The following is a 22,444-nucleotide window of genomic DNA, read 5'->3' as shown; positions in this document are numbered from 1 at the left end:
AGATCCCGAGTGGACGTTGCGCATCGGGCGGACGGTGTAATGCCGTCCGCCCGATGCGATAACCATGCCGAACGCAGAGAGGAGACAGTATGTCCGACTTTCTCGACAGCCTCGCAAAGCTCCTGAAGGAGCGGTCCGAAGGCATTACGGAAGTGGCCCAGCTGAATATCCGGCTGGGCAGGATTCTCCATGCGCGCTACCAGGGCGGAGGAGAGGAGAAGCTCCCCGGTATCGCCATAGCACTCGCCAAGAAGGGATGTCCCGTCCCCCCCGACTTCCTCTCGCAGGTCTACAGGGTCTACGAGGCCGTGGGAGGAGAGGCGGGGTTCGAACGGCTCAAGGCCCGCCGGCAGCGGCTCTCGTGGTCCGGGCTCGTCAAGGAATTCTCCCGGCCTCCGGCAGGGAATACCAGGGAATCGGTATCCTTCTGGTCGGCGTTCATGAAAGATATAGAGAACACCCACGACAAGGTAGACACCCTGATCGAGTATTACCATGACCTGCCCGAAGAGATAAAGCCGCAGGCAGAGGGGCTCATCATCTCGATGGGATACAGCATCAACGCCTGCCCTTCCCCCGAGGCCGGGGGGTTGGTCGCCAGGGGACACGTGGTCCCCTCCCTCGCCTACAAGGGAGGCGCGCGAAAGCTCAGGGTGCTCCATGTAGCCGACCAACACTTCCGGGACAAAGACCTCGAGGATATCAGAAAGAGCGCGTCCTTCATCGTCAAGACGTCCCGCCACCTGAGACCGCACCTTATCATCTCTGCCGGCGATCTTCTCGACGAACGGCAGTTCTACGATACCCGCGCCTTCCGCAAAGCGGTCTCCTTCGTGAAGGCCCTTGCCGATATAGCGCCGGTCCTGGTCCTCCAGGGCACCGTCGCCCACGACGGGTATACGATCGAGGTCCTCTCCCATATCGGGGCGCGCCATCCCATATGCGCTATGGACCGCGTCGGTTATGTCGGGTTCCGCGCAGGGAGCTTCACCGGCATAGAAGAGATCGAGACGCTCGATGCGCTCATTTACGCCATTCCCCCGGTCGGCAAGGCCGACCTCTTCTCCGGCGCCCGATCCGGAAGCGGAGCAGAGAGCGGAAAGCAGGGCAGAGCGAATACCGTCGATCTCCTGAAGGACATCTTCGCCCTGTGGGGCGACCTCTCGTCAGCGGCGCGGACCGCAGGGATACCGGTTCTGCTTGCAGGGCACCTGATGGTGAGGGGCTCGGTGCTGAGCTCGGGACAGCAGCTGACCGGCAGGACCATCGAGCTCGGCATCGAGGACCTCCAGCGCACCGGCGCAGATCTCATGCTCCTCGGCCACGTTCATAAGATGCAGTTCCGGGACAACCTCTTCTATTCGGGATCGATATCCCGGCTCGACTACGGCGAGGAGGAGGAGAAGGGCTTCTGGATGCACGAGTTCTCTCCCGACGGCCTCGTCTCGCGGTTCGTCGTGATCCCGACGAGACCCCGTCTGACCTTCTCCTTCGATGAGAGTCCCGATCTCTCGCTCCTCCAGGGGATTCCCGATATTCCGCCGGGCGGCCTCGTGCGCATCACGTACCGGGTGCGGCAGGAGGAGCTCGCTTCTGTCGACGAGCAGGCGATCGAGCAGGCGCTCAAGAGAAGAGGAGCCGCCGAGGTGAAGTTCGAGAGGACCGTCATCCCCCAGCAGCGCGTCCGCGCCGCGGGCATATCGCAGGCGCGCACCATCGAAGAGAAGCTGGTGAAGTACGCCGAGCTGAACGGTCTCGCTCTCACCGAGGGGATACTCTCGAAGCTGGCGGCGCTGGACCACGATGGGAGAGAAGCTGCCGCCGACCTTGTCGAGCCCGACCGGGCGGCACAGACAGCCCCAAGGACCTGTAATGAACGTGATGAGCCGCTTGCCGCTGCATCGCCGCAGGGCAGGCGAACGGATGTCTCATAGAAGGGAAAAGAAATGATACCGTTGAAGCTGCGCCTCAAGAAATTCAAAGGAATACGGTCGGCGTGGGGAGCGGACGAGGTGACGATCGACCTCTCACGCCTGCCGGGAGGGCTGGTAGCGATCACCGGCCCTATCGGGAGCGGAAAGACGACGCTCCTCGACAATCTTCATCCCTACCGGATCATGCCCTACCGGGCAGGAGAGTACTCCGAGGGGTCCTTCAGCTTCTATGCCGAGACCTACGGCCGCGACGCCTGCAAGGAGCTGGAGTTCACCGTCGCTGAGCATACCTTCAGGAGCCTGGTGCATATCGATGCGGAGAGGAGAACGCAGCAGGCTTACCTGTATCGCGCGGAGGGGGACGAATGGGTCGTCCACGGGAATACGCACGACGGCAGGCTCGACGACTACGACCACGCGGTCCACGAGCTCCTCGGCACTCCCCGGGGCTTCTTCACCTACGTCTTCCGGCGGCAGCGGGCCCGGGAGTTGAGCGGCTATACCAAGGGAGAGATGAAGGAGATATTCTCCGAGCTGCTCGACGTGGAGGACCTCAAGAAAAAGGCGGAGCGCGCGCGGAAGCACAAGGACGAGCTCGTCGAGGCCCTGAAACAGCTCCGGCAGGAGCGCCGGAGGCTCGAAGAGGAGGGAGCCGCAGCAGTCCGCAAGAGGGCCCTCCGGCTCGAGATCGAAGAGAAGCTCGCCGGCATCGCGCGGTCCCTCAGTGCCGCTGAAGAAGAGTATGCCGCAATCCAGGAGAAGATCAGGGATGCGGAGGTCAAGATACTCCTGCAGCGCGATCACGAAAAGAACAAGGGGCGGCTCGAGAAGAATCTCGCCGAAGAGGACGAGCGTGCCGGAGAGCTCGCCGGACAGCTGCAGGGAAAACGGCAGTTCTACCATGCCAAACACCGGGCGTTGGCGGAACAGCTCAAAACGGCACGAAGGCTCGCGGCAACGGCCCCGTCGCTTCGTGATGCCGCGGAGAAAGAAGCCTCCACGCTTACGGCCATCGAGGCGCTCAAGGCCGAAGGAGAAGACTTCGATGCACGCTATCTCGCCTGCACAGCACAAATGACCGAACGAGCGCGTACCGAAACGAGAATGAACGAGCTCGCCAGGAAGCTCGACGGCCGTCGCCTCAAACGCACTCATGCAAGGGAGGTAGTGCTGCAGCAGATAGCCCATGCCGAGAAGTCGGCAGAGCAGCTCAAGGCAGCTCCCTGCCGGAATGCCGAACCTGATCCCGGCCGGATAGCATCGCCGGAAGGAAGACTCGTGCTCGTCTGTCCGCTGGCAAAAACCGCGGCAGAGGAGAGCAGAAGGCTGCCGTCGCTCCACAGCCGCCTCAAAGAGCTCGAGGAGAAGGATGCTGGGGAATCGGCACTGGAAGAGCAGCTAAGAGCTCTGGAAGAGAGGATCGCCCGGAAAGAGGAGATCGAGGCAGAGGCGCGGCGGTGCCGCTCGGGAAGAGAGGAGACGAAGGCCGCCCTGGCGACGCTCGAGGATACCCTGAAGTTCCTCAGGGAGAGGGCGAAGGATCTCCCCGAGGCAGCGGCGGCAGAGAGAGCGCTTCCGCTGCTCGAACAAGACCGGGAGGAGCTCATCGAGGAGGGCAACAGGACCCTGAGAGATCTTCATAGGGAGATCGCCCTCGTCGAGCGGGAGCGGGAGTCGCTGAAAAAGGCGCTCGCCTCTCTGGGCGGGGCGCAGGGCCTCGACGAGACGCTGAAAGAGGCGCAGCGCCGGAGCGCCGCTGCCGCCAAGGCGCTTGCCGATCTCCGGCGGGAGCAGATGCAGCTCTTCGAGAAGAAGGGCAAAGTCAAAGAAGAGCTCAGGAAGGCTGCTGCGGCTGCGGAGCGCCTCGCCGCGATCGATACCGAGATCGAGACCGTGAGCAGCGAGAGCGCAGAATGGGCCTTCCTGGAGAAGGCTCTCGGCAACGACGGGCTGATCGCGCTCGAGATCGACGATGCGGGCCCCAGCGTCGCCGGCATTACGAACGACCTCATCCATACCTGCTTCGGGGGCCGGTTCTCGGTAAGAATCGATACGCAGGGAGAAAGAGCGAAAGGCGCGGGGACCAAGGAGATCTTCGACATCGTCGTCTTCGATGCGGAACGGAACGAGCAGAAATCGCTCAAGTCCATGTCCGGGGGAGAGAAGATCCTGATCGAGTCGGCGGTGAAGAACGCCCTCTGCATCTTCAACGCGCGGAGGAGCGGCATCCCCTACGGTACGCTCTTCACCGATGAGGAAGACGGCGGCCTCGATGCGGAGAAAAAGAAGGACTTCATCCGCATAAAAAGGAGGGTGCTCGAGCTCGGCGGCTACGAGCGGGAATTCTTCATCTCCCATACGCCCGAGGTGGTCGCCCTGGCGGACGATGTCCTCTCGATGGAAGAAATCGCAGGCGGATGCAGGGAGGAAGCCCTGGCAGAGGAGGAGCGATAAGAGAAGTTCTAAAGGCTGACCGCCATCTCACGCTTCCACGACGCCGTCACCTCTTCGACAAAGCGGTCGAAGGAGCGGGGCGCATCGCGTAGTATCTTCCGTTCGAAGACGAGCTCGTCCGGAGAGGCAGCGAAGCCGTGCTCCTGGAAATACCGGTACATAATGACGAGATCGTCCACCATCCACGCCGGAAGCATCCGGCGCGCGGTATCGGCCCAGAGGTCGAGGTCGCCGTCGTAACGGATCTCCTGTTCCAGGTGGCGGCTATAGCTCCGCGCCACCTCCTCCCCGGTGAGCGCATCGGGACCGTGCAGCGGGTATTCCATGCCGTCGTGCCCCGGCAGAAGGAGGGCATTGACCGCAGCAGTCGCTATGTCCCGCACATCCACCCTGCTGACGCCGACCGAACCGATGGGCTGCGGGTAGACGCGGTTCCTCAAAATCGCGTCCTTGAAAGCCAGGTCGTTCTGGAAAAAGTTGTTGGGCCGCAGGATGGTATAAGGGATTCCCGAGCTCTTCACCGCCTCTTCGACAGGCAGCTTGCTTTTGAAGTGAGGGATGTGGGTCGAACCGGGGGGCATATGGACCGACATGTAGACGATCTTCCCTATATCCGCATTCCTGGCTTCGTTCACCGCCGCAAGGCCTTGCGCGGTCTCGTGCGGGCCGACGGGGAGCAGCAGGAACAGCGCCTCCATGTCGTCGAACGCGTAAGGGAGCGTCGAGGGTTCGTTGAGGTCTCCGAGATACCCGTCGACCTCCGGCGGGAGACTGCCCAGATGCGCCGGCGAGCGGGAAAAGCATCGCACCTCCTCGCCCGCTTCGAGAAGCTTTCTCGTAACACTGCTGCCGACCGTCCCGGTGCAGCCGATGACCAGGGTATTCATGCTCTACCTCCTGTAGTACGCGTGCTGCGGTACTGAGGATTGCGCTCGCCCCCGCGGTATCGATAAACGGCGAGGCCTCCCTACCCTCTTTCTAGCACCGCACGAGCGGGTTGTCAAGAAGGCTTCCGGCAGCACCTGCGATTTTGCGGTATGATAAAACTATAGCCAATGAAGAGAGGAGGAGCCCATGATATCGCGCTCGAGAGTGATAATCCTGCTGGGCCTCGCGGGAATGATTCTGATCCTCGCTGCGGTCCCGAACGCCGCACAGCCCGCTACGGCGACCTTTGCCGGCGGCTGCTTCTGGTGCATGGAGCCTCCCTTCGAAAAGCTCGAAGGGGTGAAGGAGGTGGTTTCGGGATACACGGGCGGCAAAGAGGAGAACCCGACCTACGAAGAGGTCTCCGCAGGGAAGACCGGCCATGTCGAAGCAGTGCAGGTGCGGTACGATCCCGCGGTGATCTCGTACGAGACGCTCCTGAATGTCTTCTGGCGGCAGATCGATCCCACCGATCCGGACGGGCAATTCGTGGACCGGGGAAAACAGTACCGGTCCGCGATCTTCTATCATACGCCGGAACAGAAGGCGCTCGCCGAGAGATCGAAGAAAGCGCTGCAGCAGTCGGGCCGCTTCAAGAAACCGATCGTCACCGGGATACTCCCTGCCGGGAAGTTCTTTCCTGCAGAAGAGTATCATCAAAATTATTATAAGGAACATTCGATCAAGTACAAATTCTATCGTTTCAACTCCGGCCGGGACCAGTTCCTGAAAAAAGTCTGGGGCGCGGAAAAGGATTCGACCGGACCGGTAGCCGCCGTTGCCGGGAAGAATCCGGGAGAGGAAGGGAGGACCTTCGTGAAACCGTCAAAGGAAGAGCTCAAAAAGAGGCTGACGCCTCTGCAGTATAAGGTGACCCAGGAGGAGGGCACGGAACCGGCCTTCAAGAACGAGTACTGGGATAACAAGAGAGAGGGGATCTACGTCGACGTGGTCTCGGGCGGGCCGCTCTTCAGCTCTCTCGACAAGTATGACTCCGGAACAGGCTGGCCGAGCTTTACGAAGCCGCTCGATCCCGGCGCCGTGGTCGAGAAAGAGGACCGGAAGCTCTTCGTGAAGAGGACCGAGGTGCGGAGCAGGCAGGGAGACTCGCATCTCGGCCATGTCTTTAACGACGGGCCGCAGCCCACCGGCCTCCGGTACTGCATGAATTCGGCAGCCCTCCGTTTCATTCCGAAAGAAGACCTCGGGAAAAAGGGCTACGGAGAGTACCTCAAGCTCTTCAAGAAATGACCTCTGTTCATGAAGGGCGCGGCTGTACCGCGCCCTTCATGAATCGCTACCGTCTGCCGGCGCCGACGGGGCGGTGCATCCTGTCCCATCCGTAGCGGATGGCGTCCTTGTATTTGGACCAGGTCCCGGGATTGCGGCTCTCCCAGTCCCTGCGCACGTCGCCTTCTATCTCCGACCACTCTTTTCCTCGGTAGCGCGGGTCCTGCGAGAGCGTGTCCGCATAACGGTAAGCGGACCGGTAGCTCTCGTAGCTCTCGCCCTTCCCTGCTGCGGAGGAGCGGAAATGGCTCTGGAAGTCCTCCTCCTCCACATCCACCTCGGTGCGGCGGGCGGTCTCGCGTATCGTCTCGGTGCGTTCCGTCGCCTCTTTTCCGACCACCACCTCCTCTTTCACGCGCGCCTCCTTGGAGACGACCGGCTCTTCCGCGGTCTCCCGTATCTCGAAGGAGGTCTCCTTGAACGCCTCCTTTTCAGCAGCCGTGGCAGGACGGTCAGTAGGCCGACGCTCGACCGTGGCATGCTCTTCGCGAAGCGTCACCTTCTCCTCCACCGGCGCCTCGACTACGCGGCTGTAGACGCGCACGCCGCCTTTCGAGACCTCTCTCTTGCCCACCTTGACCTCTTCCTCCACAACAGGCAGGACAGCCCGCTCCCGGGCCCGCTCCTCGGCAGTGAAGGGAGCGGCCTTCTCGTCGAAGCGGGCCCATCCGCCCGCTTTCCACTGTTCGGTGCGGCGGTCGATATCAACTGCGCCATGCCGGTTCATGATATCGGCGGCGCGTTCCGCCTCGTCGTCACTCGTGTGCACGGTAACCAGCGTGCCGCCGCGGCGCACTCCTTCGGCGTAATGCTCTGCATGCTCCTTCGGGACGCCCATCTTGGTGAGGCCGCCAACGACCCCTCCCGCAACCGCTCCGGCGCCGATGCCCGAAAGGGTTGCTGCCAGCGGACCTGCGGCAATAATCGGCCCGAGGCCCGGGATGGTGAGCCCGGTAAGGCCCACCAGAAGGCCGGCGACACCTCCGACAGCGGCGCCTGTTCCTGCTCCCTTCGCCGCTCCTTTCGCTGTCCCGCCCCCGTCGCCGCCTTTCTTTCCTCCTTTACCTTCTTCCTCGCTGCTCGCCATCATACTGATATCTTCGCGCTTGAACCCTGATCTGATGAGATCATTTATCGCGTCCTCAGCCTCTCGAGACGTGTTGAACAACCCGACAATTGTTTTCATGGTCTCCTCCTTTCTTTGCTGTACTGCGCCTCATCCTCTCCCTGTCCGCGGAGATCGCTGTGCTCGACGACAGCCTCCTCGCTGCGAAGCACGACGGTCTGCGGCTTGCGCACCGTCCCCGGCTTTTTCCGGATATGCAGCTCTTCCTTCAGCAGCAGCCGTTTCTCGACGACCGCCACCTCCTCCAGGAGAGGCACGATGGTGACGCCGTCCTCCTGCCGCACCGGAAGCGGCTGCTCTACAAACCGGTTAACCGGCACCCGCTCCACCTCGACCTCTTCCTGCAGGAGCAGCTCATCGATCACTTTTTCCTTTTCATGCACTTTCTTGGTGACCCGGGTGACCCCGGTCTCTATGGCGCGTTTCCGCACCTCCACCTCTTCCTCCAGCACCGGGACGATCTTCTTCTCTCCGGAAACAGGAGCGGCTGTCTTCTGATGTCTTTTTTTATCCACGTTCCCCTCCTTTTCGGCTCGGGTCCGGCCCGGGGCATGCGCAGGCGCTACATGGGATCGTATGTTCTCTTGATCGGCAAGAGCTTGCCGCTGCTTATTTAAGAGTCTATAGTGGATTGCATATACGTGCAAGTAGGCGGAGCGGCCACCGCATGGCGCCTGGACGAGCTGCAGGGATTATTCGATGATGGTATAAGTGGCGCGAATGACCTTCTTGTCAAAGGCCTCGAAATGCCACCACTCGATGGGAAGGGGACGAAAGCCCGCTTCGGTCATGACTCTTCGGAGAAGGCGGCGGTTGGCGATCTGCCGGGAGGTGAGCCTGCCCTCCTTCAGAAAGCGGGCCTCGTGCCGGGGCTGCGCGAGAATGCCGAAGTGGTCCATCGGCGTCCCCATGTCGAGGCGCTCTCCTTGCCCATCGACGATGGTGATATCGACGGCGCACCCGTAGTTATGCATGGAGCCGGAGCGGGGATCGGCCACATAGTTCCGCATGGGGGTCCCTTCGAGGAGCGTACGCATCTTCCGCTGAACGTGCCGCGGCCTGAGCGCATCCACGACGAGCAGGCTCAGCGCCGGGTCGAGCGCCTTAAGGATGCGGTTCGCTCTCGCCAGCTTCTCCGCAGCCTCACGCCGCAGATACGCCCTCCTGAAGTCGCCGTACACATTGACGCCCATGAAGTTGTCCGCGGAGGCGTACTTCAGCTCTACCTTGAGAGTGGGATCGATCTCCTGCACATCAACGAACCCCGCAGCGACTATTTGCTGTTCGAATGCGGTGAGTGTCTTCCCGGCAGAGCCGCCGGGATGCGTTCCGCCCGGCGCGGCCTCCCTGCCGTGAGCAGGACCGAAACCACTTAAAAAAGCCATGACCAGAACGAGAGAACAATAAAGATGCTTCAATGGACGGGTCCTTTCTGCAGACCATGAATTCAGATAACCACCTCTATTAAAGCAGAGCGCCCGCACTTTGTTCTACAAAGGATCAGGGGAGGAGGCCCCTTTCCGCAGCCCGCTCAGCCAGGAGAGTCCCGCATTGTAGATGACATCGTGCCCTCCCTTGAATATCTTCAGGACCGCTCCGTTCGACTCCCTCTCGAAGAGGAGTCTCACCCCGGCATCGGCGTAGAGTCTGTCGGGAGGGGCGGCCGGCAGATGGGGGGGGATCTTGTGCCGCCGGGTTATGAAGGCGATGTCGGACGGCCGGATGTGGTCTTCCTCGGCGGCAAGGTCGTTGAAGGCCCGGAGCGAGTGGCTCGGAGGGACAAAGGTATCGTCGATGCCGGTCGCGATATACACCGGCACGCCTCTTCCGCGGGCATTCTTCAGATAGGCAGCGGGGCTTCGCTTTGCGCACTCCTCTGCCGCCTTGGTACCGGCTGTCGGGGGACCGCCGCAGGAGTTCGCAATGTGGCGTGAATAGTCGTGGGTGGCGTTCCTGGTGGTCCTGTACCATTCGGCCAGATCGTAGACCGGAACCCAGGCGACCGCTCCCGCCCAGAGCTCCGGGTACCTGCCGACCATGATGAGCGTCATCATCGCCCCCCCGGAGAATCCCGCGATATAGATCCGGGATTCGTCGATACGCGCATGCTCCTTGGCATACGCCACGGCATCAAGGACGTCCTGCACTGCCGCTTCGGAGGCGGTCGCCCCGGGATTGGTAAAGGCGCCGCGGTAGTCGGGGTGAATGAAGACCCAGTCGTTCTGCACCGCCCAGATGCCGTAGGGGATGCTGAACTGCTGCTGGTAATCGGCGCTCCAGCTGTGGAGCACCAGGAGCAGCGGCTTCTTCCGCGCCGAGCCCGAATCGTAGAACAGGGCGGGCTGGGGGGTCCGGTCAGCGGACGACATGATGGTAATTGCCTTGACCTGCGGTGCCGCCTTCTTCCATGCCGCCCGCTTCGGCATTTTCATCAGGGGGGATGCGGCAACAGCGGAGAACCTTTTGTACACGGGCTCCTTGATGAGCGTGACCCCGGGATGCTCCTTCCCGGAAAGGCCGATCATGAGCGCAAGGACGATGGGCACGACCGTCACGGCCATAAGGAGGTATACTCTCTTCATTGCCGCCTGCCTTTCATGCGCTCAGGGCACTATGTACCGTGTCCCCGGCAGCAGCTTCACGATGAACACGACAATAAGCGACGCAAGGAAAATAGCGAGCGCGAATACCGGCACTCCCAGGGCAGGAGCGAACGTGGTCTGGCTGAAGGCAACGCCGAGCAGTCCGTCCTTCGCTATCTCGATCAGCATGGCATGGACGAGATAGATCCCGGGTACGCAGGCCGCTACGGTGCGCACTATCCTGAAACGCTTCTCGCACTGCAGCAGGGCGGCGGGAAAGGCGATGCTCTTTCCGACTGCATAGACACAGAGCGACATTACCAGGACATTGACGCTGAAATATTCATAGAACATCCCGTCGAAGATACCGCCGTTCTTCAGGACGGTGACATAGTACGTCCCGTAGGCCGTAACGAAAAAGCCCAGGCAGAAGAGGAGCAGGAAGAGAGGGACCTGCCGGGGCCGCAGATGCAGATCGCGAAGTGCGTAGCCGAGAGCAAAATATCCGAGGAACGTGAAGACCGAGTTGGAAGCCCCTGTCGAGAGATATATCCTGATGTCGAAAAGGGACTCGGCCATTGGGAGCAGCGAGGCGGTGATGGACCAGAGGACCAGAAAATAGAGCACATTCCTGCTCCCGGCGTTTTTCAGATAGACACTGAGGACCGGAGCAATCAGGTAGAGCCCGATAATGATGTAGAGGTACCATAGATGATAGTAGACCGGTTCCACGAAGATGAGGGGAAAGAAAGAGGAGAAGGAGAGCTCCTCCCCGTTGCCGTAGATCCTCCAGAGAAAATAGATAAAGCTCCAGACGAGAAACGGCACGAAAACCCTCATGACCCGTTTCTGGGAAAAAAGACCTGCGGCATTGCCGTCGGAGTTGCCGAGCACGAAGGTGCCGCTCACCATGACGAAGAGCGGAATGCACCAGCGCACAGAGGCGTCGTACAGGTTGCCGATCCACCACTGCAGCGCGCCGAGCTCGTGATACCGGACCAGCAGGGGGGCGGCGCTATGGACCAGGATAACGGCGTAGATCGAGACGATTTTGAGCAGGTCGGGCCAGAGCAGGTACTCTTTTTCTTCCATCTCCGATTACCATCGTGCGATAAGACCGGCGGTGAGAGGCCCTATAGAAATAGAATATATAAAAAATTATAGCAGACTTTGAACCGGAAGGGGGCTCCGAGGCGGGGCATTTGGAGCGGCACGGGCAGCCCAAGCGTAAGCCCCGCCCCCAAAAGACGTTGTCTTTTCGGGGACCCCATCGAAATGCAGAGGGCTCCCGGAAAGTCGTAGACTTTTCGGGAATTCCGGAGCGGGTCGGTACGACTCGATTCCGAGCTGCCCCGCCTCGGAGAGCCCCCTTCCGGTTCCGTCGTGTCTGTTTTTACGGTTTGCGCCTTCCGCGTCTTTTTGGGTATACTATCAGTTTGCTTTGCGGAGCACGGATATGATGTATGCAGATGAGATAAACAAAAGAAGGACCTTCGCCATCGTCAGCCATCCCGACGCAGGGAAGACGACCCTCACCGAGAAGCTCCTGCTCTTCGGCGGGGCGATCCAGACCGCCGGCGCGGTGAAATCGAACAAGATCAAGAAGAGCACCGCCTCCGACTTCATGGAGATCGAGCGGCAGCGCGGCATCTCTGTCGCGACCTCGGTGATGAACTTCACCTACAACGGGCTCAAGATCAACCTCCTCGACACGCCCGGCCATAAAGACTTCGCCGAAGACGTTTACCGCACCCTGACCGCCGTGGACAGCGTCATTATCGTCGTCGATTGCGTCAAAGGGGTGGAGGAGCAGACCGAGAAGCTCATGGAGGTCTGCCGCATGAGGAAGACCCCGGTCATCGTCTTCATCAACAAGCTCGATCGCGAGGGCAAACGTCCCTTCGACCTGCTCGACGAGATCGAGGAGAAGCTCCGCATCAGGGTCCGGCCGCTGAGCTGGCCCGTCGGCATGGGCTTTTCGTTCAAAGGCGTGTACAACCTCTACGATAAGAGCCTCTGCCTCTTTCACCCCGGCGGCGAGACCGTTGCCGGGGACGTGCTCGCCATCAACGACCTCGCCGACGCCACGCTCGATAGACAGCTGGGCGAGGAGCACGCGGCGCAGCTGCGTGAGGAGGCGGCCCTTGTCGAAGGCGTCTACGATCCCTTCGAGCGGGAGCGGTACCTCGCGGGAGACCTCGCGCCGGTCTTCTTCGGCAGCGCCATCAATAACTTCGGGGTGAAGGAGCTGCTCGCCACCTTCACGACCATTGCGCCGCCGCCCCGGGGCAGGGTCGCCGATCTCCGCGCCGTTCAACCGCATGAGGAGCGCTTCAGCGGGTTCGTCTTCAAGATACACGCCAACATCGATCCCCGCCACCGCGACCGGATCGCCTTCGTGCGCATCTGCTCGGGCAGGTTCGAGCGGAACAAGTTCTTTCACCATGTACGGCTCGGAAAGGACCTCAGGTTCAGGAGCCCTGCGAGCTTCATGGCGCAGGAGAAGAGCATTATCGAGGAAGCCTACCCCGGCGATGTCATCGGCCTCTACGATACCGGCAACTTCAAGATCGGCGATACGCTTACCGAGGGCGAAAAGATCATGTTCCAGGGCATTCCGAGCTTTTCTCCCGAGGTCTTCAAGGAGGTGGTCAACACCGATCCCCTCCGCTCGAAGCAGCTCGAAAAGGGGCTGCAGCAGCTCACCGACGAAGGAGTGGCGCAGCTCTTCACGCAGCAGCAGGGCAAGAAGAAGATCGTCGGCACGGTCGGGGAGCTGCAGTTCGACGTCATACAGCACCGGCTGCTCCATGAGTACGGAGCGTCATGCCGCTTTACGCCGCTCAATTACAACAAGGCGTGCTGGATAACCGCAACCGATAAAAAGAAGATGGAAGAGTTCTCCCGCTACCGTTCAGACCGGCTGGGTCTGGATAAAGACGGCAATCTCGTCTATTTTTCGGAATCCGACTGGACCCTCCGGCGCATGCAGGAGGAGTACCCGGATATCGAGTTCCATTTCAGCTCAGAGATCAACACCGGCACTCCCGGGAGCAGCCGCTCCTGAGCCCGTCAGCGGACGGGCCCGCCGGCGACTGCCATTCCCGCATTAGCGCTGATCGGATGCGCTGACGCTCGCCGGCTCCATATAGGTGATCGTCTTGCCCTGGGATTGGGCGAACTGGATATCCTCGGACGTGCTGTGGCCTATATAGCCGTCGGGATTGATGACGAAGACCTCGTCCGCGAGGAGGATCTTCGGTTTGTCCATATCCTTGAGACGCTTCTTGGTGTCCTTGTCGAAGACGAGACCTTCGGCATGCTGGTATACGGACGGGATCAGCACAATCCATCCCTTGAGCGTGAAATTCAGGGCATGGGTCTGGTAGAAGGTCTTGAACCGCGTGCTGCCCGTTATGAAAACAATCTTGTTCTCCGGGATTTCCTTTGTCCTCATTGCTCAGTAACAGAGACCTGAATCCGTTTCTCGCGTCTCTGCTCCTCCTTTCTTATCGTTCTTCTCTTAAGGAGCGTGCGCGCATCCTGACTGCCCATAGTCTACCACAAAAAGTACGGCTCGCAGGCTCACACGAGTGCGGCGACCCGTAATAAGAGCGGGGGGAGACGCGGGGCTCCTCAGAAGAGGATGACGCCGATCAGCCCGAGGATCGCGACCCCGATCGCGAGCACTCCCAGGATGATAGCCATGATGCTCAGCATGCCGCCTCCCACGCGCGGCGAAGCCGCCATGACCAGGCCGAAGATACCCAGGGGAATGGAGACGAGCGCGGAGAGCATCCCCCAGATCGGATGCCCGGTGAAGGTCAGGAGATAGCTGAGAACGGCAGCGATGATCGCAATGGTGGCGGCAGTGCTTGATTTCTGATTCATAGATCCTCTCCTTGGCGCTTACTGAAAGGGTTGCAGGGGTGCAGGGACGAGCGGCTTTTCAATTAAATTATAGCACGCTGCTCTGCGGGCGGCACTGAAAGTGTTTATAATAGGCATATACGCTCCCTTGTTGCTGTGATGGCAGCGGAGGGGGCATACGATCAGGGAGGTGATCCATTTGGCAAGCAGACGCCGTACACCGTTAAGGAGGCCGCAGCCGAGAGGCCCCGTATCGGAGAAGTCGGCTGCCGAGATCGTCAGGGAATTAAAGGAGGACGCCGCAGCCGGCTCTTGCGGCTACCGCGAGCAGTCCCTCAGGATCCACGGTCTCATCTGCGCGAAGTGCGGCAGGGAGTTCGATGCCAAGAGCCGGCATCTCCTCACCGTGCATCACAAAGACGGCAACCACCGGAACAACCCTCCCGACGGCTCCAACTGGGAGAACCTCTGCATCTACTGCCACGACGACGAGCACAGCAGGGGACTGCTCGGCGACTATCTCACGGGAAAAGGGTGAGGACCGGCGTGTACTGCATGCCGGACGCAACGCCTACTTCGGTCTCTTATCCTTCTTCCAGAAGGCGAGGTCTCGCAGCATAAGCTTGAGCATCTCGAAGGGGGACATCTCCGCGACCTCCTTGCACCGGCACGCGTCGCCCTGCCCCGCCCCGCCTTCTTCCTTATCGTTCTCCCCGGGCCTCTCTTTATCTGCTCTCTCTTCGCCGGTATCTCCGGAACGGTTTCGCTCTGTCATATCGTCCTCCTCCCCTATTCTACCTCACCGGAGATGAAAGAGGACCCGGAGTACGATCGCTGTCGAGGCTTGAGGGTACATGGGATTGGCTTTAAACTGGAAGTATACGGGAGGCAGTGCATACGCCGGAAGGATCCGGCATAACGCGCGAAGGGAGGAGTCCTGTGGAATACGATGCGTTCATAAAGCTCATTCAGGAGTCCGGGCAGATCGACCGCTTCGGCGTTGCCGAGCGCGCGGCGAGCGCGGTGCTCGAGGTGCTCGGAGAGCATCTGACCGAGGCCCGGGCCATCGGCCTTGCGCGGGAGCTGCCGACACATATCAGGGATGCGGTAATGCAGAACAACACCGCCCAGTCCTTCGACCTCACGGAGTTCATTCAGCGCGTGGTCGACAGGGAAGAGATTACGTTCCCCGAGGCGGAGAACCATGTCCGCACGGTGCTCTCCGTGCTCCCGGAGCTCGTCTCGCCCGAGACGCTGCAGGGAGTGGCCGGGCAGCTTCCCGGTGAGCTGCGCGCCCTCCTCGGTCCTGAAAGGAAGGCGGCAGCCTCCGCGAAGGGCCCGTAACCGGCGGCAGGATAGGAATCACCTCATTATGGACCCACACCAACCGACAGGAGGTCACCATGGGCAGACTCAAATCGGCGGCAGCGCTCGCCATCGGCGGCGCCCTGCTCTCGGCAGCACGAAAGCGCCTTCCCTCCGCAATGGACACGATGAAGGGGAAGATGCTCGGCAGCGACCAGATGGAACGGTGACGGAAGATGATGGCGGGACTGGCCGAGTCCCGTAAGCAGGAACCGTATGGAACGCCCGAGCTCCGCGGGCTCTTCGAGGAGTGGCTCAATACTATGGAGCTCTCGGTAGCAGAGTTTGTCGGGAAATATCCCGGTGCGAGCTACGAGGAGATCGCGCAGCAGTTCGACCTCTCGAAAGAGAGCGCCCAGTTCTTGTTCGACAAGGCGGTACGTGAAGGAAAGATCGCCGCCGCCGCTGCCGCGCGATAACCAGGCAGCCTGACAAAAGAAAGGCCTGTCCATTGCCGGACAGGCTTTTTTCTGCCCGCCTCCCCCTCTGTGGTAGAATAAGGGAGCATGGCCCCGGGCAGCAGACATCCTGAATCCCCTCCCCCCGATACTCTGAAGGATACCCTGAAGACCGTCTTCGGCTTCGAGACGTTCCGTCCGAACCAGGAACCGATCATCAGGAATATCCTCGACGGCAGGGATGTCTTCGCCGTAATGCCCACCGGCGGCGGCAAGTCCCTCTGTTACCAGCTCCCGGCAGCGGTGATGAACGGCACCGCGGTCGTGATCAGCCCCCTCATCTCGCTGATGAAGGACCAGGTGGATGCGGCAGTCGCCAACGGAATACCGGCGGCCTTCATGAACAGCTCGCTCGCTGCCGACGAGGTCGCCGATGTCTATCGCCTGCTCAAGTACGGCAGGCTCACGCTGCTCTATATCGCCCCCGAGCGATTCGCGATGCAGCACTTCCTCGAACGGCTGAAGACCGCCGCGATCTCCCTCTTTGCGATCGACGAGGCCCACTGCATCTCCGAGTGGGGCCACGACTTCCGGCCGGACTATCTCGGCCTCTCGCTCATCAGGGAGATGTTTCCGGAAGTGCCCGTAGCGGCCTTTACCGCCACCGCTACCGAAAAAGTACAGGAAGATATCATCGGGAAGCTCGGCCTCAGGCGGCCGCATATCGTACGCGCCTCCTTCAACCGTCCCAACCTCTTCTACGAGGTAAAAGCAAAAGCGAACGTGGGAGCGCAGCTACTCGACTTCCTCAAAGAGCGCCCCGGCGAATCGGGGATCGTCTACCGGACGACCCGCGATGCGGTGATGGAGACGGCCGAGCTCCTGCGGTCGAAAGGGATCGCCGCCCTGCCCTACCACGCCGGCCTCTCCGCCGAGGAGCGGAAAGAAAACCAGGAAGCCTTCAACAGGGACGAGGTCCAGGTGGTCGTCGCGACCATCGCCTTCGGCATGGGCATCGATAAATCGAATGTGCGCTTCGTCGTCCACGCCGATCTCCCCAAGAATGTTGAGGGCTACTACCAGGAGACCGGACGCGCGGGCCGGGACGGCGGCGCCGCCCGCTGCCTCCTCTTCTTCGGGAGGGGCGACATCCCCAAGATCCGCTACTTCATCGACAGTATAGCCGACGACCGCGAGCGCTCCATCGCGCTCGATAAGCTGAACCAGATGGTCGGGTACGCGGCGCACAACGTATGCAGGAGAAAGCAGCTCCTCGGGTTCTTCGGCGAGGAGTATCCCCATGACGGGTGCGCCGCCTGCGATATCTGCACCGGCAGGGTCGAGCAGGTCGATATCACCACCGACGCGCAGATCCTCATGTCCGCGGTCTCGAGGACCGGGCAGCGGTTCGGTATCGGCCACATCGTCGATATCGTGACCGGCGCGGACACAAAACGCATCCGCGAGCTGAGGCATACCGAGATCAAGACCTACGGCGCAGGCAGAGACAAGGACAAACGCTACTGGAGGACCCTCGCGGACGAGCTCCTCGCGCAGGAAGCGCTCGTTCAGGAGGGCGATCCCTACCCGGTGCTGAAGATCTCCAGGAAAGGCTCGGACATCCTCTTCGGCAGGGCATCGATCACCGCCTTGAGAAAGGAAGAAACGAAGACGAAGGCGCCGAAGGAGAAGATCGCCGGGTCCGGGGAATACAGCCAGACGCTCTTCGAGCGCCTCCGCAGCCTGCGGAAGAGACTTGCGGACGCGCAGCAGGTGCCGTCCTATATCATCTTTTCGGACAAGACACTGCAGGAGATGTGCAGACGCTTCCCTACTACGGAATCGGCCATGAGGACGATCAGCGGCGTGGGCGACGCCAAGCTCGAACGGTACGGGGATGCATTCATCGCCGAGATACGGCGTTATGTCGACGAGGAGAAAGGACAGCCGCACCGCCTCTCATGAAGCAGGGGTTCTTCCAGGTCCCCGCGCCTGTTTCGCCTCGCCGAAAAATTTGGTATCCTTGAAGTAGTATACCGATAGCCGCTCCACGGTAACGGCAGCGGCGGTAACGCTTATTGCAAACCGGCTGCACAGCATTCCCGATATCACCAAATCCGAAACGTCAGCAGGGAAAATGCCATGTCAGAAGAATCTTCTCGCCCTTCATGCCGTCGCGAACAATGGGCTCTGTTCGCCAAAAACTTTTTCCGCCATCCCAGGATGCTCGGCTCTCTCATACCGAGCTCGCGCTTTCTCGTCGAGCGCCTTCTCCGGGAAATCAACTGGGACCAGGCGCGGGTGATCGTGGAATACGGCCCCGGCGTCGGGACCTTCACCGGCGAGATACTGCGCCTCATGCGGCGGGATGCGCTCCTGATAGCCCTGGAGACGAATCCGGAGTTCGTCACGTTCCTGCGCTGCACCTTCGGCGATGCCCGGCTGAACGTAGTCCACGACTCGGCCGCCGAGGTCGAAAAGGTGCTCGCTTCCCGGGGGCTCCTCAGTGCGGACTACGTAATCTCGGGCATTCCCCTCAGTACGATCCGGGACCGCGAGCGCGAGGAAATCCTCTGCAGCACGCACCGGGCGCTCCATCCCGAGGGCGCGCTGCTGCTCTACCAATTCTCCTCCAAGGCGCTGCCCGACCTGCGGCGGATATTCTCGAACGTGACGCGCAGCTTCGAGCCCCTGAATCTCCTCCCCGCCCAGATATTCCACTGTGCCCCTTAGAGGGACAGGCCCTCGGAAGTCCCCCTGTCCACGCGGGGGTTGATCAGGGACGCCGCCGCTTTTCATTGCTTCCCGCAGCATGGTAAAATGCATATACCATTCGACCTCATCAGGGGGACGTTATGATCGCCAGGCTCTCCGTGACCGCCGTCATCTTTCTTGCCGTATCCCTTGCCGCCCTGATCGTCCCGGCGAGCGCACCGGCTGACGAGGCCCTTCCGTTTACCCAGCGGGGCGGTCTCAAATATGTCACCGTGCGGATAAACGAAATACCTATCGAGCTCGTCTTCGATACCGGAGCCAACAGCGTCGTGCTCAACAGCGAGGCCTTGCAGCGCCTCGGCATTACCGGGATCAACACCAACCGGAAGCTCCAGTCGCACACCGCAGGCGGTATCGTCGAGGGCTACCTGATCACGCTCAACTCCATTCAGGCCGGAACCATCAAGAAGTGGAAATACGATGTCGCCTACATCCCCTCGTCCACCGAGAACCTCCTGGGGGCCTCCTTCTTCACGGACTTCAGCTACTTCATAGACGAGGACTACCGGGTGATACGGCTGATTCCGAAGGGCAGCTTCATCTTCGAGAGCCCCGACAAGCCTGTTGCCGATCGTCCCCGGACCGGTTCCGGACGCATCGAGGTAGAGATCGACGGCGAGAGGTATGTGTACGGGGAGGAGTGGCAGAAGCCCGAGGGCCAGGACGCCCCCGAGAGAGAACAGCACGCCTCTCAGTGAGGCAGCCCTCCCTGAAGCGCCGACTGGGCCTTATACCCCTTTTTCTTGTTCGTGATATACTCGCCCCTCTCGACCTCATGGAGCTGTTCCCGGTAGCGTTCGCTCAGGTCGTACCAGCGGTTGAGCCGCTGGTCCAGCCGCTGCTCTGCGGAGAACCGGAGCGTGTCCATGTACGCCAGTATCGCAAGATACGAGCGCATCGCATTGCGCTCGATCGCCCCTTTCATGCCGTTCACGTAGACAGGGTTTCCCTGCCGGTCGGCGCCGGCGGCACTGAACCCGATCTTGTGCCTCCCGACCGTCGCGAAATAGCCTTTCATCGCCACCTGCGCGAGCCTCCCATACCGGTAGCTGCAGCTGAAACGCACAAAGGTCTTCCCCTCCTGCAAGGGAGCAGCCTCGATCTCCAGCCGGTGGTCTCTCGTGTTCAGCGGCCCTTCGTCCGCAGCGAGGAGCGCAGCGAAGTGGCCGGGCCGGGCTGCACGCACGCGATACCGGTACCTCAATTGATACGCCTCTTCAGGACGGCTGACCGCCTTTTTCCCGCCGTAAAACGTCAGCAGCGAAGCGCCGTCCGCCTTCGCGTAGGTGCAGATGCCGATACTCGTATGGAGCGGCACGATATCGCACCAGTTGGCAGGCGCCTCGAGCGCCGACTGTACCGCCTCGAAGGGATGGTCGATGACGCTGTAGACCTCGACATGCAGAAGGCCCTTGCCCTCGGAAGACTCGAGGTGAAGGGGGATGCCGAAATGGTTCTGGATCAGCTTTGCCTCGACAGCACGATAGGTGTCGAGGAGCGATGCGCTCCCGTCAGGTGACGATGCAGGGGTGTGAGGGGGAGCGAACAGGAAAACCGAATGGACAGCGACAAGAAAGAAACAGGTGCGTAAAAAAACATGCATAGAAACTCACTTCTGACATCTTTACCGCGTTTTTACCCTCTGCCGCGCTGCCCGCAGAACAGCGCCGCTGCTTCACGACAATGGGTAATTATACCATACCAGCCCTTCCTGCCCGCACTATGGAGTGATTGCCTGCGGAGCGAATATGCTATAGAATTTTATAATGAACCGGTATGGCGCCGTCTTGTCACTGATTATCGCTTTCGTCACGGCAGGGGGAACAGCCCAGGGCGCCGGCGAATCTCTCGCCGCGCAGCCCCCGCCGCTCACCCTTGCCCTGGGCTCCTCACCTGCAAAGGTCGACGACAGCCCCCGACTCGACGTGCGCTACGATCCGTCACCCCCTGCGGTAGTCAAAACGATGCTCTCCCTCGGCGGCGTGACGAAGACCGATACGCTCTTCGACCTCGGCTCGGGCGACGGCCGCATCGTCATTACCGCTGCAAAGAAATACGGCGTGCGCAGTACCGGCATCGATCTCGATCCCCAACGCATCGAGGAAAGCAGGGAGAATGCGCGGAAGGCCGGTGTGCAGGATAGAGTGGCGTTCATCCGAGGCGATCTCTTCAATGTGGACATAAGCAGTGCCACCGTCGTCACCCTCTTCCTGTATGATGACGTAAACATCAGGTTGAGGCCCAAGCTCCTGAGAGACCTGAAACCCGGCACCCGCGTCGTCTCCCACGAGCACGACATGGACGACTGGAAGCCGGACCGGAAGGTAACGGTCGAGGGCCACAATGTCTATTACTGGGTAATCCCGGCGAATGTGGGGGGCACGTGGCAGTGGGGAACGGGAAAGGATGCCTATACGCTCACGCTGAAGCAGAAGTTTCAGAACGTTACCGGCGCCCTCGCTGCGGGAGCGGAGAGGATAGCGGTCCATGATGTCCAGCTGAAAGGAGACGAGCTGAGCTTCACGGTCAAGGACCGGCTGCGCGGCTTGAAGACGCCTGCCCGCTTCAGCGGCAAGGTCGAAGGAAACAGGATCAGCGGCACTGTTACGCCCAAGGGAGGCTCCCCGCTCCCCTGGGAGCCCCTCCGCGACCAGGCGACGGCTGCGGCTCTTGACGATTAGAGGCACCCTTCTTCCCGCAAGGTGAATGCAGATATAAATAGCAGGCGCTGTCCCTCAGTCTTTGTTCGTATCGATTAGATTTCAAGCTGTTTCGACTTATGAATCGATGGAGAGATTATACGAGAAAAAATATGTTGACAGCATAGAGCTCTCGTGATAAGTTTTAATCAAAGCATACGAACTGCCACTCCGAACCAAGGTAAAGTACGGGCAACCGTATGGCACAAAGCCACCTGTCCTGCCAACCACAGGAAAGAGGGGTTGCTGGAGTGGCAGCCTCAATAAAGAGAAAAGCCTGTCCTTATGCGGACAGGCTTTTCTCTTTCAGGCCTCTGTGCTGAACCGTCACGCTCCCGCTTTCTGGAAGCTGAGGGCCCTCGGGTCGACGACCTCGCCGTTGCGCCTGCCCTCGACGCTCGCTATGTATGACTCGGCTACCATGACCGCCGGCATTCCGTTCGCAGCGTCTTTTCCCATAGCCTCGAGCGTCTCCCTCACCCACGGGGGGCTTACCGCGTTTATGCGGATGCCGCGCGGCATCTCGAGCGCGGCGGCGCGGACGAAACCCTCCAGGCCCGCATTGACCAGGCTGATAGCGCTGCTGCCCGGCATGGGCTCCCGGGCGAGCACGCCGCTGGTGAGCGTGAAGGAGCCGTTATCGCTGATATAGCGCACCCCCAGGCGCACCAGATTGACCTGGCCCATCAGCTTGTTCGAGAGCGAGAACCGGAAGTCCTCGTCCGTGAGCATATCCAGCGGGGCGAGCCTCGCCCGGCCCGCGGCGCAGACGACCGCGTCGAAGGGGGCGACCTCCTCGTAGAGCCGCTGTATCGAGGCGGGGGAGGCGAGATCGACCTGGTACTCGCCCCTCGTGTGCGCCACGCGCACCACGATGTGATGGTCCGCGAGGGCCTCGGTGACTGCCCGGCCTATGGTCCCGGTCGCTCCGATGATGATTACTTTCATGACAGACCTCCTCTGGGAATCGTCTCTTACTTACATTGTGCCCCATCGGCGGCCTCTGCGCAACCCGGATGCGTGA

General features: G+C 60.9%; 23 protein-coding genes and 1 riboswitch. Of the genes, 12 read left to right on the top strand and 11 right to left on the bottom strand.

Translation table 11 applies throughout. The annotated features are described in order from the left end of the window. Positions 1 to 89 precede the first annotated feature (89 nt). Positions 90 to 1,934 carry a metallophosphoesterase gene (locus AB1805_02285; protein ID MEW5744259.1) on the top strand — a complete coding sequence of 615 codons (1,845 nt, stop codon included), beginning with the start codon at positions 90 to 92 and terminating at the stop codon, positions 1,932 to 1,934. 12 nt (positions 1,935 to 1,946) lie between these two features. Next, positions 1,947 to 4,388 (top strand): hypothetical protein, encoded by a 2,442-nt coding sequence (locus AB1805_02280; GenBank protein MEW5744258.1) that lies wholly within the window; start codon positions 1,947 to 1,949, stop codon positions 4,386 to 4,388. Positions 4,389 to 4,396: 8 nt separating this feature from the next. Here AB1805_02280 and AB1805_02275 read toward each other — a convergent pair whose 3' ends face one another. Further along, positions 4,397 to 5,275: an NmrA family NAD(P)-binding protein gene (locus AB1805_02275; protein MEW5744257.1), complete on the bottom strand. Its 879-nt coding sequence runs from the start codon at positions 5,273 to 5,275 to the stop codon at positions 4,397 to 4,399. 232 nt (positions 5,276 to 5,507) lie between these two features. On the opposite strand from AB1805_02275, the gene msrB reads away from it, so the two are divergent. Beyond that, on the top strand, positions 5,508 to 6,566 hold the full coding sequence (gene msrB / locus AB1805_02270) for a peptide-methionine (R)-S-oxide reductase MsrB (protein MEW5744256.1): 1,059 nt from the start codon (positions 5,508 to 5,510) through the stop codon (positions 6,564 to 6,566). A 46-nt stretch (positions 6,567 to 6,612) separates the two neighbouring features. Here msrB and AB1805_02265 read toward each other — a convergent pair whose 3' ends face one another. The 5 genes from AB1805_02265 to AB1805_02245 form a co-directional block, all read right to left on the bottom strand. Continuing rightward, positions 6,613 to 7,791, bottom strand: a complete 1,179-nt coding sequence (locus AB1805_02265) for a DUF2382 domain-containing protein (GenBank protein ID MEW5744255.1) — start codon at positions 7,789 to 7,791, stop codon at positions 6,613 to 6,615. Then, entirely contained in the window at positions 7,788 to 8,246 is a 459-nt protein-coding gene (locus AB1805_02260; protein MEW5744254.1) for a DUF2382 domain-containing protein, read from the bottom strand. Before AB1805_02260 ends, AB1805_02265 begins: the two co-directional genes overlap by 4 nt. Positions 8,247 to 8,423: 177 nt before the next feature. After that, positions 8,424 to 9,149, bottom strand: a complete 726-nt coding sequence (locus tag AB1805_02255; protein ID MEW5744253.1) for a M15 family metallopeptidase — start codon at positions 9,147 to 9,149, stop codon at positions 8,424 to 8,426. 72 nt (positions 9,150 to 9,221) lie between these two features. Then, positions 9,222 to 10,313, bottom strand: coding sequence for a prolyl oligopeptidase family serine peptidase (locus AB1805_02250; protein ID MEW5744252.1), 1,092 nt, complete (start codon positions 10,311 to 10,313; stop codon positions 9,222 to 9,224). 21 nt (positions 10,314 to 10,334) lie between these two features. Continuing rightward, the gene (locus AB1805_02245) at positions 10,335 to 11,405 is read right to left on the bottom strand and encodes an acyltransferase family protein (protein MEW5744251.1); all 1,071 of its coding nucleotides are present in this window, start codon (positions 11,403 to 11,405) and stop codon (positions 10,335 to 10,337) included. A gap of 364 nt (positions 11,406 to 11,769) precedes the next feature. On the opposite strand from AB1805_02245, the gene AB1805_02240 reads away from it, so the two are divergent. Next, a complete protein-coding gene (locus AB1805_02240) occupies positions 11,770 to 13,380 on the top strand; it encodes a peptide chain release factor 3 (protein MEW5744250.1) in 1,611 nt (536 codons plus the stop codon). 42 nt (positions 13,381 to 13,422) lie between these two features. Here AB1805_02240 and AB1805_02235 read toward each other — a convergent pair whose 3' ends face one another. Then, positions 13,423 to 13,770, bottom strand: coding sequence for a hypothetical protein (locus tag AB1805_02235; GenBank protein ID MEW5744249.1), 348 nt, complete (start codon positions 13,768 to 13,770; stop codon positions 13,423 to 13,425). A 179-nt stretch (positions 13,771 to 13,949) separates the two neighbouring features. After that, complete coding sequence (locus AB1805_02230; GenBank protein MEW5744248.1) at positions 13,950 to 14,204, bottom strand: hypothetical protein; 255 nt, start codon at positions 14,202 to 14,204, stop codon at positions 13,950 to 13,952. Between the two features lie 253 nt (positions 14,205 to 14,457). Here AB1805_02230 and AB1805_02225 point away from each other — a divergent pair, with 253 nt between their 5' ends. Further along, the gene (locus tag AB1805_02225; protein MEW5744247.1) at positions 14,458 to 14,721 is read left to right on the top strand and encodes a YajD family HNH nuclease; all 264 of its coding nucleotides are present in this window, start codon (positions 14,458 to 14,460) and stop codon (positions 14,719 to 14,721) included. A 33-nt stretch (positions 14,722 to 14,754) separates the two neighbouring features. Here AB1805_02225 and AB1805_02220 read toward each other — a convergent pair whose 3' ends face one another. Further along, positions 14,755 to 14,958, bottom strand: a complete 204-nt coding sequence (locus AB1805_02220; GenBank protein ID MEW5744246.1) for a hypothetical protein — start codon at positions 14,956 to 14,958, stop codon at positions 14,755 to 14,757. A 164-nt stretch (positions 14,959 to 15,122) separates the two neighbouring features. Between AB1805_02220 and AB1805_02215 the strand changes: the two genes are divergently transcribed. The 6 genes from AB1805_02215 (at position 15,123) to AB1805_02190 (ending at position 19,419) form a co-directional block, all read left to right on the top strand. Continuing rightward, positions 15,123 to 15,527 carry a DUF2267 domain-containing protein gene (locus AB1805_02215; GenBank protein ID MEW5744245.1) on the top strand — a complete coding sequence of 135 codons (405 nt, stop codon included), beginning with the start codon at positions 15,123 to 15,125 and terminating at the stop codon, positions 15,525 to 15,527. Between the two features lie 59 nt (positions 15,528 to 15,586). Then, the gene (locus tag AB1805_02210; GenBank protein MEW5744244.1) at positions 15,587 to 15,718 is read left to right on the top strand and encodes a hypothetical protein; all 132 of its coding nucleotides are present in this window, start codon (positions 15,587 to 15,589) and stop codon (positions 15,716 to 15,718) included. A 6-nt stretch (positions 15,719 to 15,724) separates the two neighbouring features. Then, on the top strand, positions 15,725 to 15,967 hold the full coding sequence (locus tag AB1805_02205; GenBank protein MEW5744243.1) for a hypothetical protein: 243 nt from the start codon (positions 15,725 to 15,727) through the stop codon (positions 15,965 to 15,967). An 87-nt stretch (positions 15,968 to 16,054) separates the two neighbouring features. Continuing rightward, positions 16,055 to 17,911, top strand: a complete 1,857-nt coding sequence (gene recQ / locus AB1805_02200; GenBank protein ID MEW5744242.1) for a DNA helicase RecQ — start codon at positions 16,055 to 16,057, stop codon at positions 17,909 to 17,911. 258 nt (positions 17,912 to 18,169) lie between these two features. After that, positions 18,170 to 18,679 (top strand): methyltransferase, encoded by a 510-nt coding sequence (locus AB1805_02195; protein ID MEW5744241.1) that lies wholly within the window; start codon positions 18,170 to 18,172, stop codon positions 18,677 to 18,679. Between the two features lie 122 nt (positions 18,680 to 18,801). Then, positions 18,802 to 19,419: a retropepsin-like aspartic protease gene (locus AB1805_02190; protein MEW5744240.1), complete on the top strand. Its 618-nt coding sequence runs from the start codon at positions 18,802 to 18,804 to the stop codon at positions 19,417 to 19,419. Here AB1805_02190 and AB1805_02185 read toward each other — a convergent pair. Further along, on the bottom strand, positions 19,413 to 20,324 hold the full coding sequence (locus tag AB1805_02185) for a hypothetical protein (protein ID MEW5744239.1): 912 nt from the start codon (positions 20,322 to 20,324) through the stop codon (positions 19,413 to 19,415). The two genes, AB1805_02190 and AB1805_02185, sit on opposite strands and share 7 nt — an antisense overlap. Before the next feature lie 163 nt (positions 20,325 to 20,487). On the opposite strand from AB1805_02185, the gene AB1805_02180 reads away from it, so the two are divergent. Further along, a complete protein-coding gene (locus AB1805_02180) occupies positions 20,488 to 21,402 on the top strand; it encodes a class I SAM-dependent methyltransferase (GenBank protein ID MEW5744238.1) in 915 nt (304 codons plus the stop codon). 188 nt (positions 21,403 to 21,590) lie between these two features. Next, a riboswitch (cyclic di-GMP riboswitch) is annotated at positions 21,591 to 21,671 on the top strand. A gap of 76 nt (positions 21,672 to 21,747) precedes the next feature. Here AB1805_02180 and AB1805_02175 read toward each other — a convergent pair. After that, a complete protein-coding gene (locus AB1805_02175) occupies positions 21,748 to 22,368 on the bottom strand; it encodes a short chain dehydrogenase (GenBank protein MEW5744237.1) in 621 nt (206 codons plus the stop codon). Between the last annotated feature and the right edge of the window lie 76 nt (positions 22,369 to 22,444).

The organism is Nitrospirota bacterium (assembly GCA_040752355.1).
GTDB lineage: Bacteria > Nitrospirota > Thermodesulfovibrionia > Thermodesulfovibrionales > Dissulfurispiraceae > JBFMCP01.
Note: the sequence above shows the minus strand (reverse complement) of the source record. Positions and strands in the feature narration are given on the sequence as shown.

Bases quoted from the DNA above. Each gene is read 5' to 3' on its own strand.
- AB1805_02285 (MEW5744259.1), top strand. From the start codon at position 90: ATGTCCGACTTTCTCGACAGCCTCGCAAAGCTCCTGAAGGAGCGGTCC.
- AB1805_02280 (MEW5744258.1), top strand. From the start codon at position 1,947: ATGATACCGTTGAAGCTGCGCCTCAAGAAATTCAAAGGAATACGGTCG.
- AB1805_02275 (MEW5744257.1), bottom strand. From the start codon at position 5,275: ATGAATACCCTGGTCATCGGCTGCACCGGGACGGTCGGCAGCAGTGTT.
- msrB (MEW5744256.1), top strand. From the start codon at position 5,508: ATGATTCTGATCCTCGCTGCGGTCCCGAACGCCGCACAGCCCGCTACG.
- AB1805_02265 (MEW5744255.1), bottom strand. From the start codon at position 7,791: ATGAAAACAATTGTCGGGTTGTTCAACACGTCTCGAGAGGCTGAGGAC.
- AB1805_02250 (MEW5744252.1), bottom strand. From the start codon at position 10,313: ATGAAGAGAGTATACCTCCTTATGGCCGTGACGGTCGTGCCCATCGTC.
- AB1805_02245 (MEW5744251.1), bottom strand. From the start codon at position 11,405: ATGGAAGAAAAAGAGTACCTGCTCTGGCCCGACCTGCTCAAAATCGTC.
- AB1805_02240 (MEW5744250.1), top strand. From the start codon at position 11,770: ATGATGTATGCAGATGAGATAAACAAAAGAAGGACCTTCGCCATCGTC.
- AB1805_02235 (MEW5744249.1), bottom strand. From the start codon at position 13,770: ATGAGGACAAAGGAAATCCCGGAGAACAAGATTGTTTTCATAACGGGC.
- AB1805_02230 (MEW5744248.1), bottom strand. From the start codon at position 14,204: ATGAATCAGAAATCAAGCACTGCCGCCACCATTGCGATCATCGCTGCC.
- AB1805_02220 (MEW5744246.1), bottom strand. From the start codon at position 14,958: ATGACAGAGCGAAACCGTTCCGGAGATACCGGCGAAGAGAGAGCAGAT.
- AB1805_02210 (MEW5744244.1), top strand. From the start codon at position 15,587: ATGGGCAGACTCAAATCGGCGGCAGCGCTCGCCATCGGCGGCGCCCTG.
- AB1805_02205 (MEW5744243.1), top strand. From the start codon at position 15,725: ATGATGGCGGGACTGGCCGAGTCCCGTAAGCAGGAACCGTATGGAACG.
- recQ (MEW5744242.1), top strand. From the start codon at position 16,055: ATGGCCCCGGGCAGCAGACATCCTGAATCCCCTCCCCCCGATACTCTG.
- AB1805_02195 (MEW5744241.1), top strand. From the start codon at position 18,170: ATGCTCGGCTCTCTCATACCGAGCTCGCGCTTTCTCGTCGAGCGCCTT.
- AB1805_02190 (MEW5744240.1), top strand. From the start codon at position 18,802: ATGATCGCCAGGCTCTCCGTGACCGCCGTCATCTTTCTTGCCGTATCC.
- AB1805_02185 (MEW5744239.1), bottom strand. From the start codon at position 20,324: ATGCATGTTTTTTTACGCACCTGTTTCTTTCTTGTCGCTGTCCATTCG.
- AB1805_02180 (MEW5744238.1), top strand. From the start codon at position 20,488: ATGAACCGGTATGGCGCCGTCTTGTCACTGATTATCGCTTTCGTCACG.
- AB1805_02175 (MEW5744237.1), bottom strand. From the start codon at position 22,368: ATGAAAGTAATCATCATCGGAGCGACCGGGACCATAGGCCGGGCAGTC.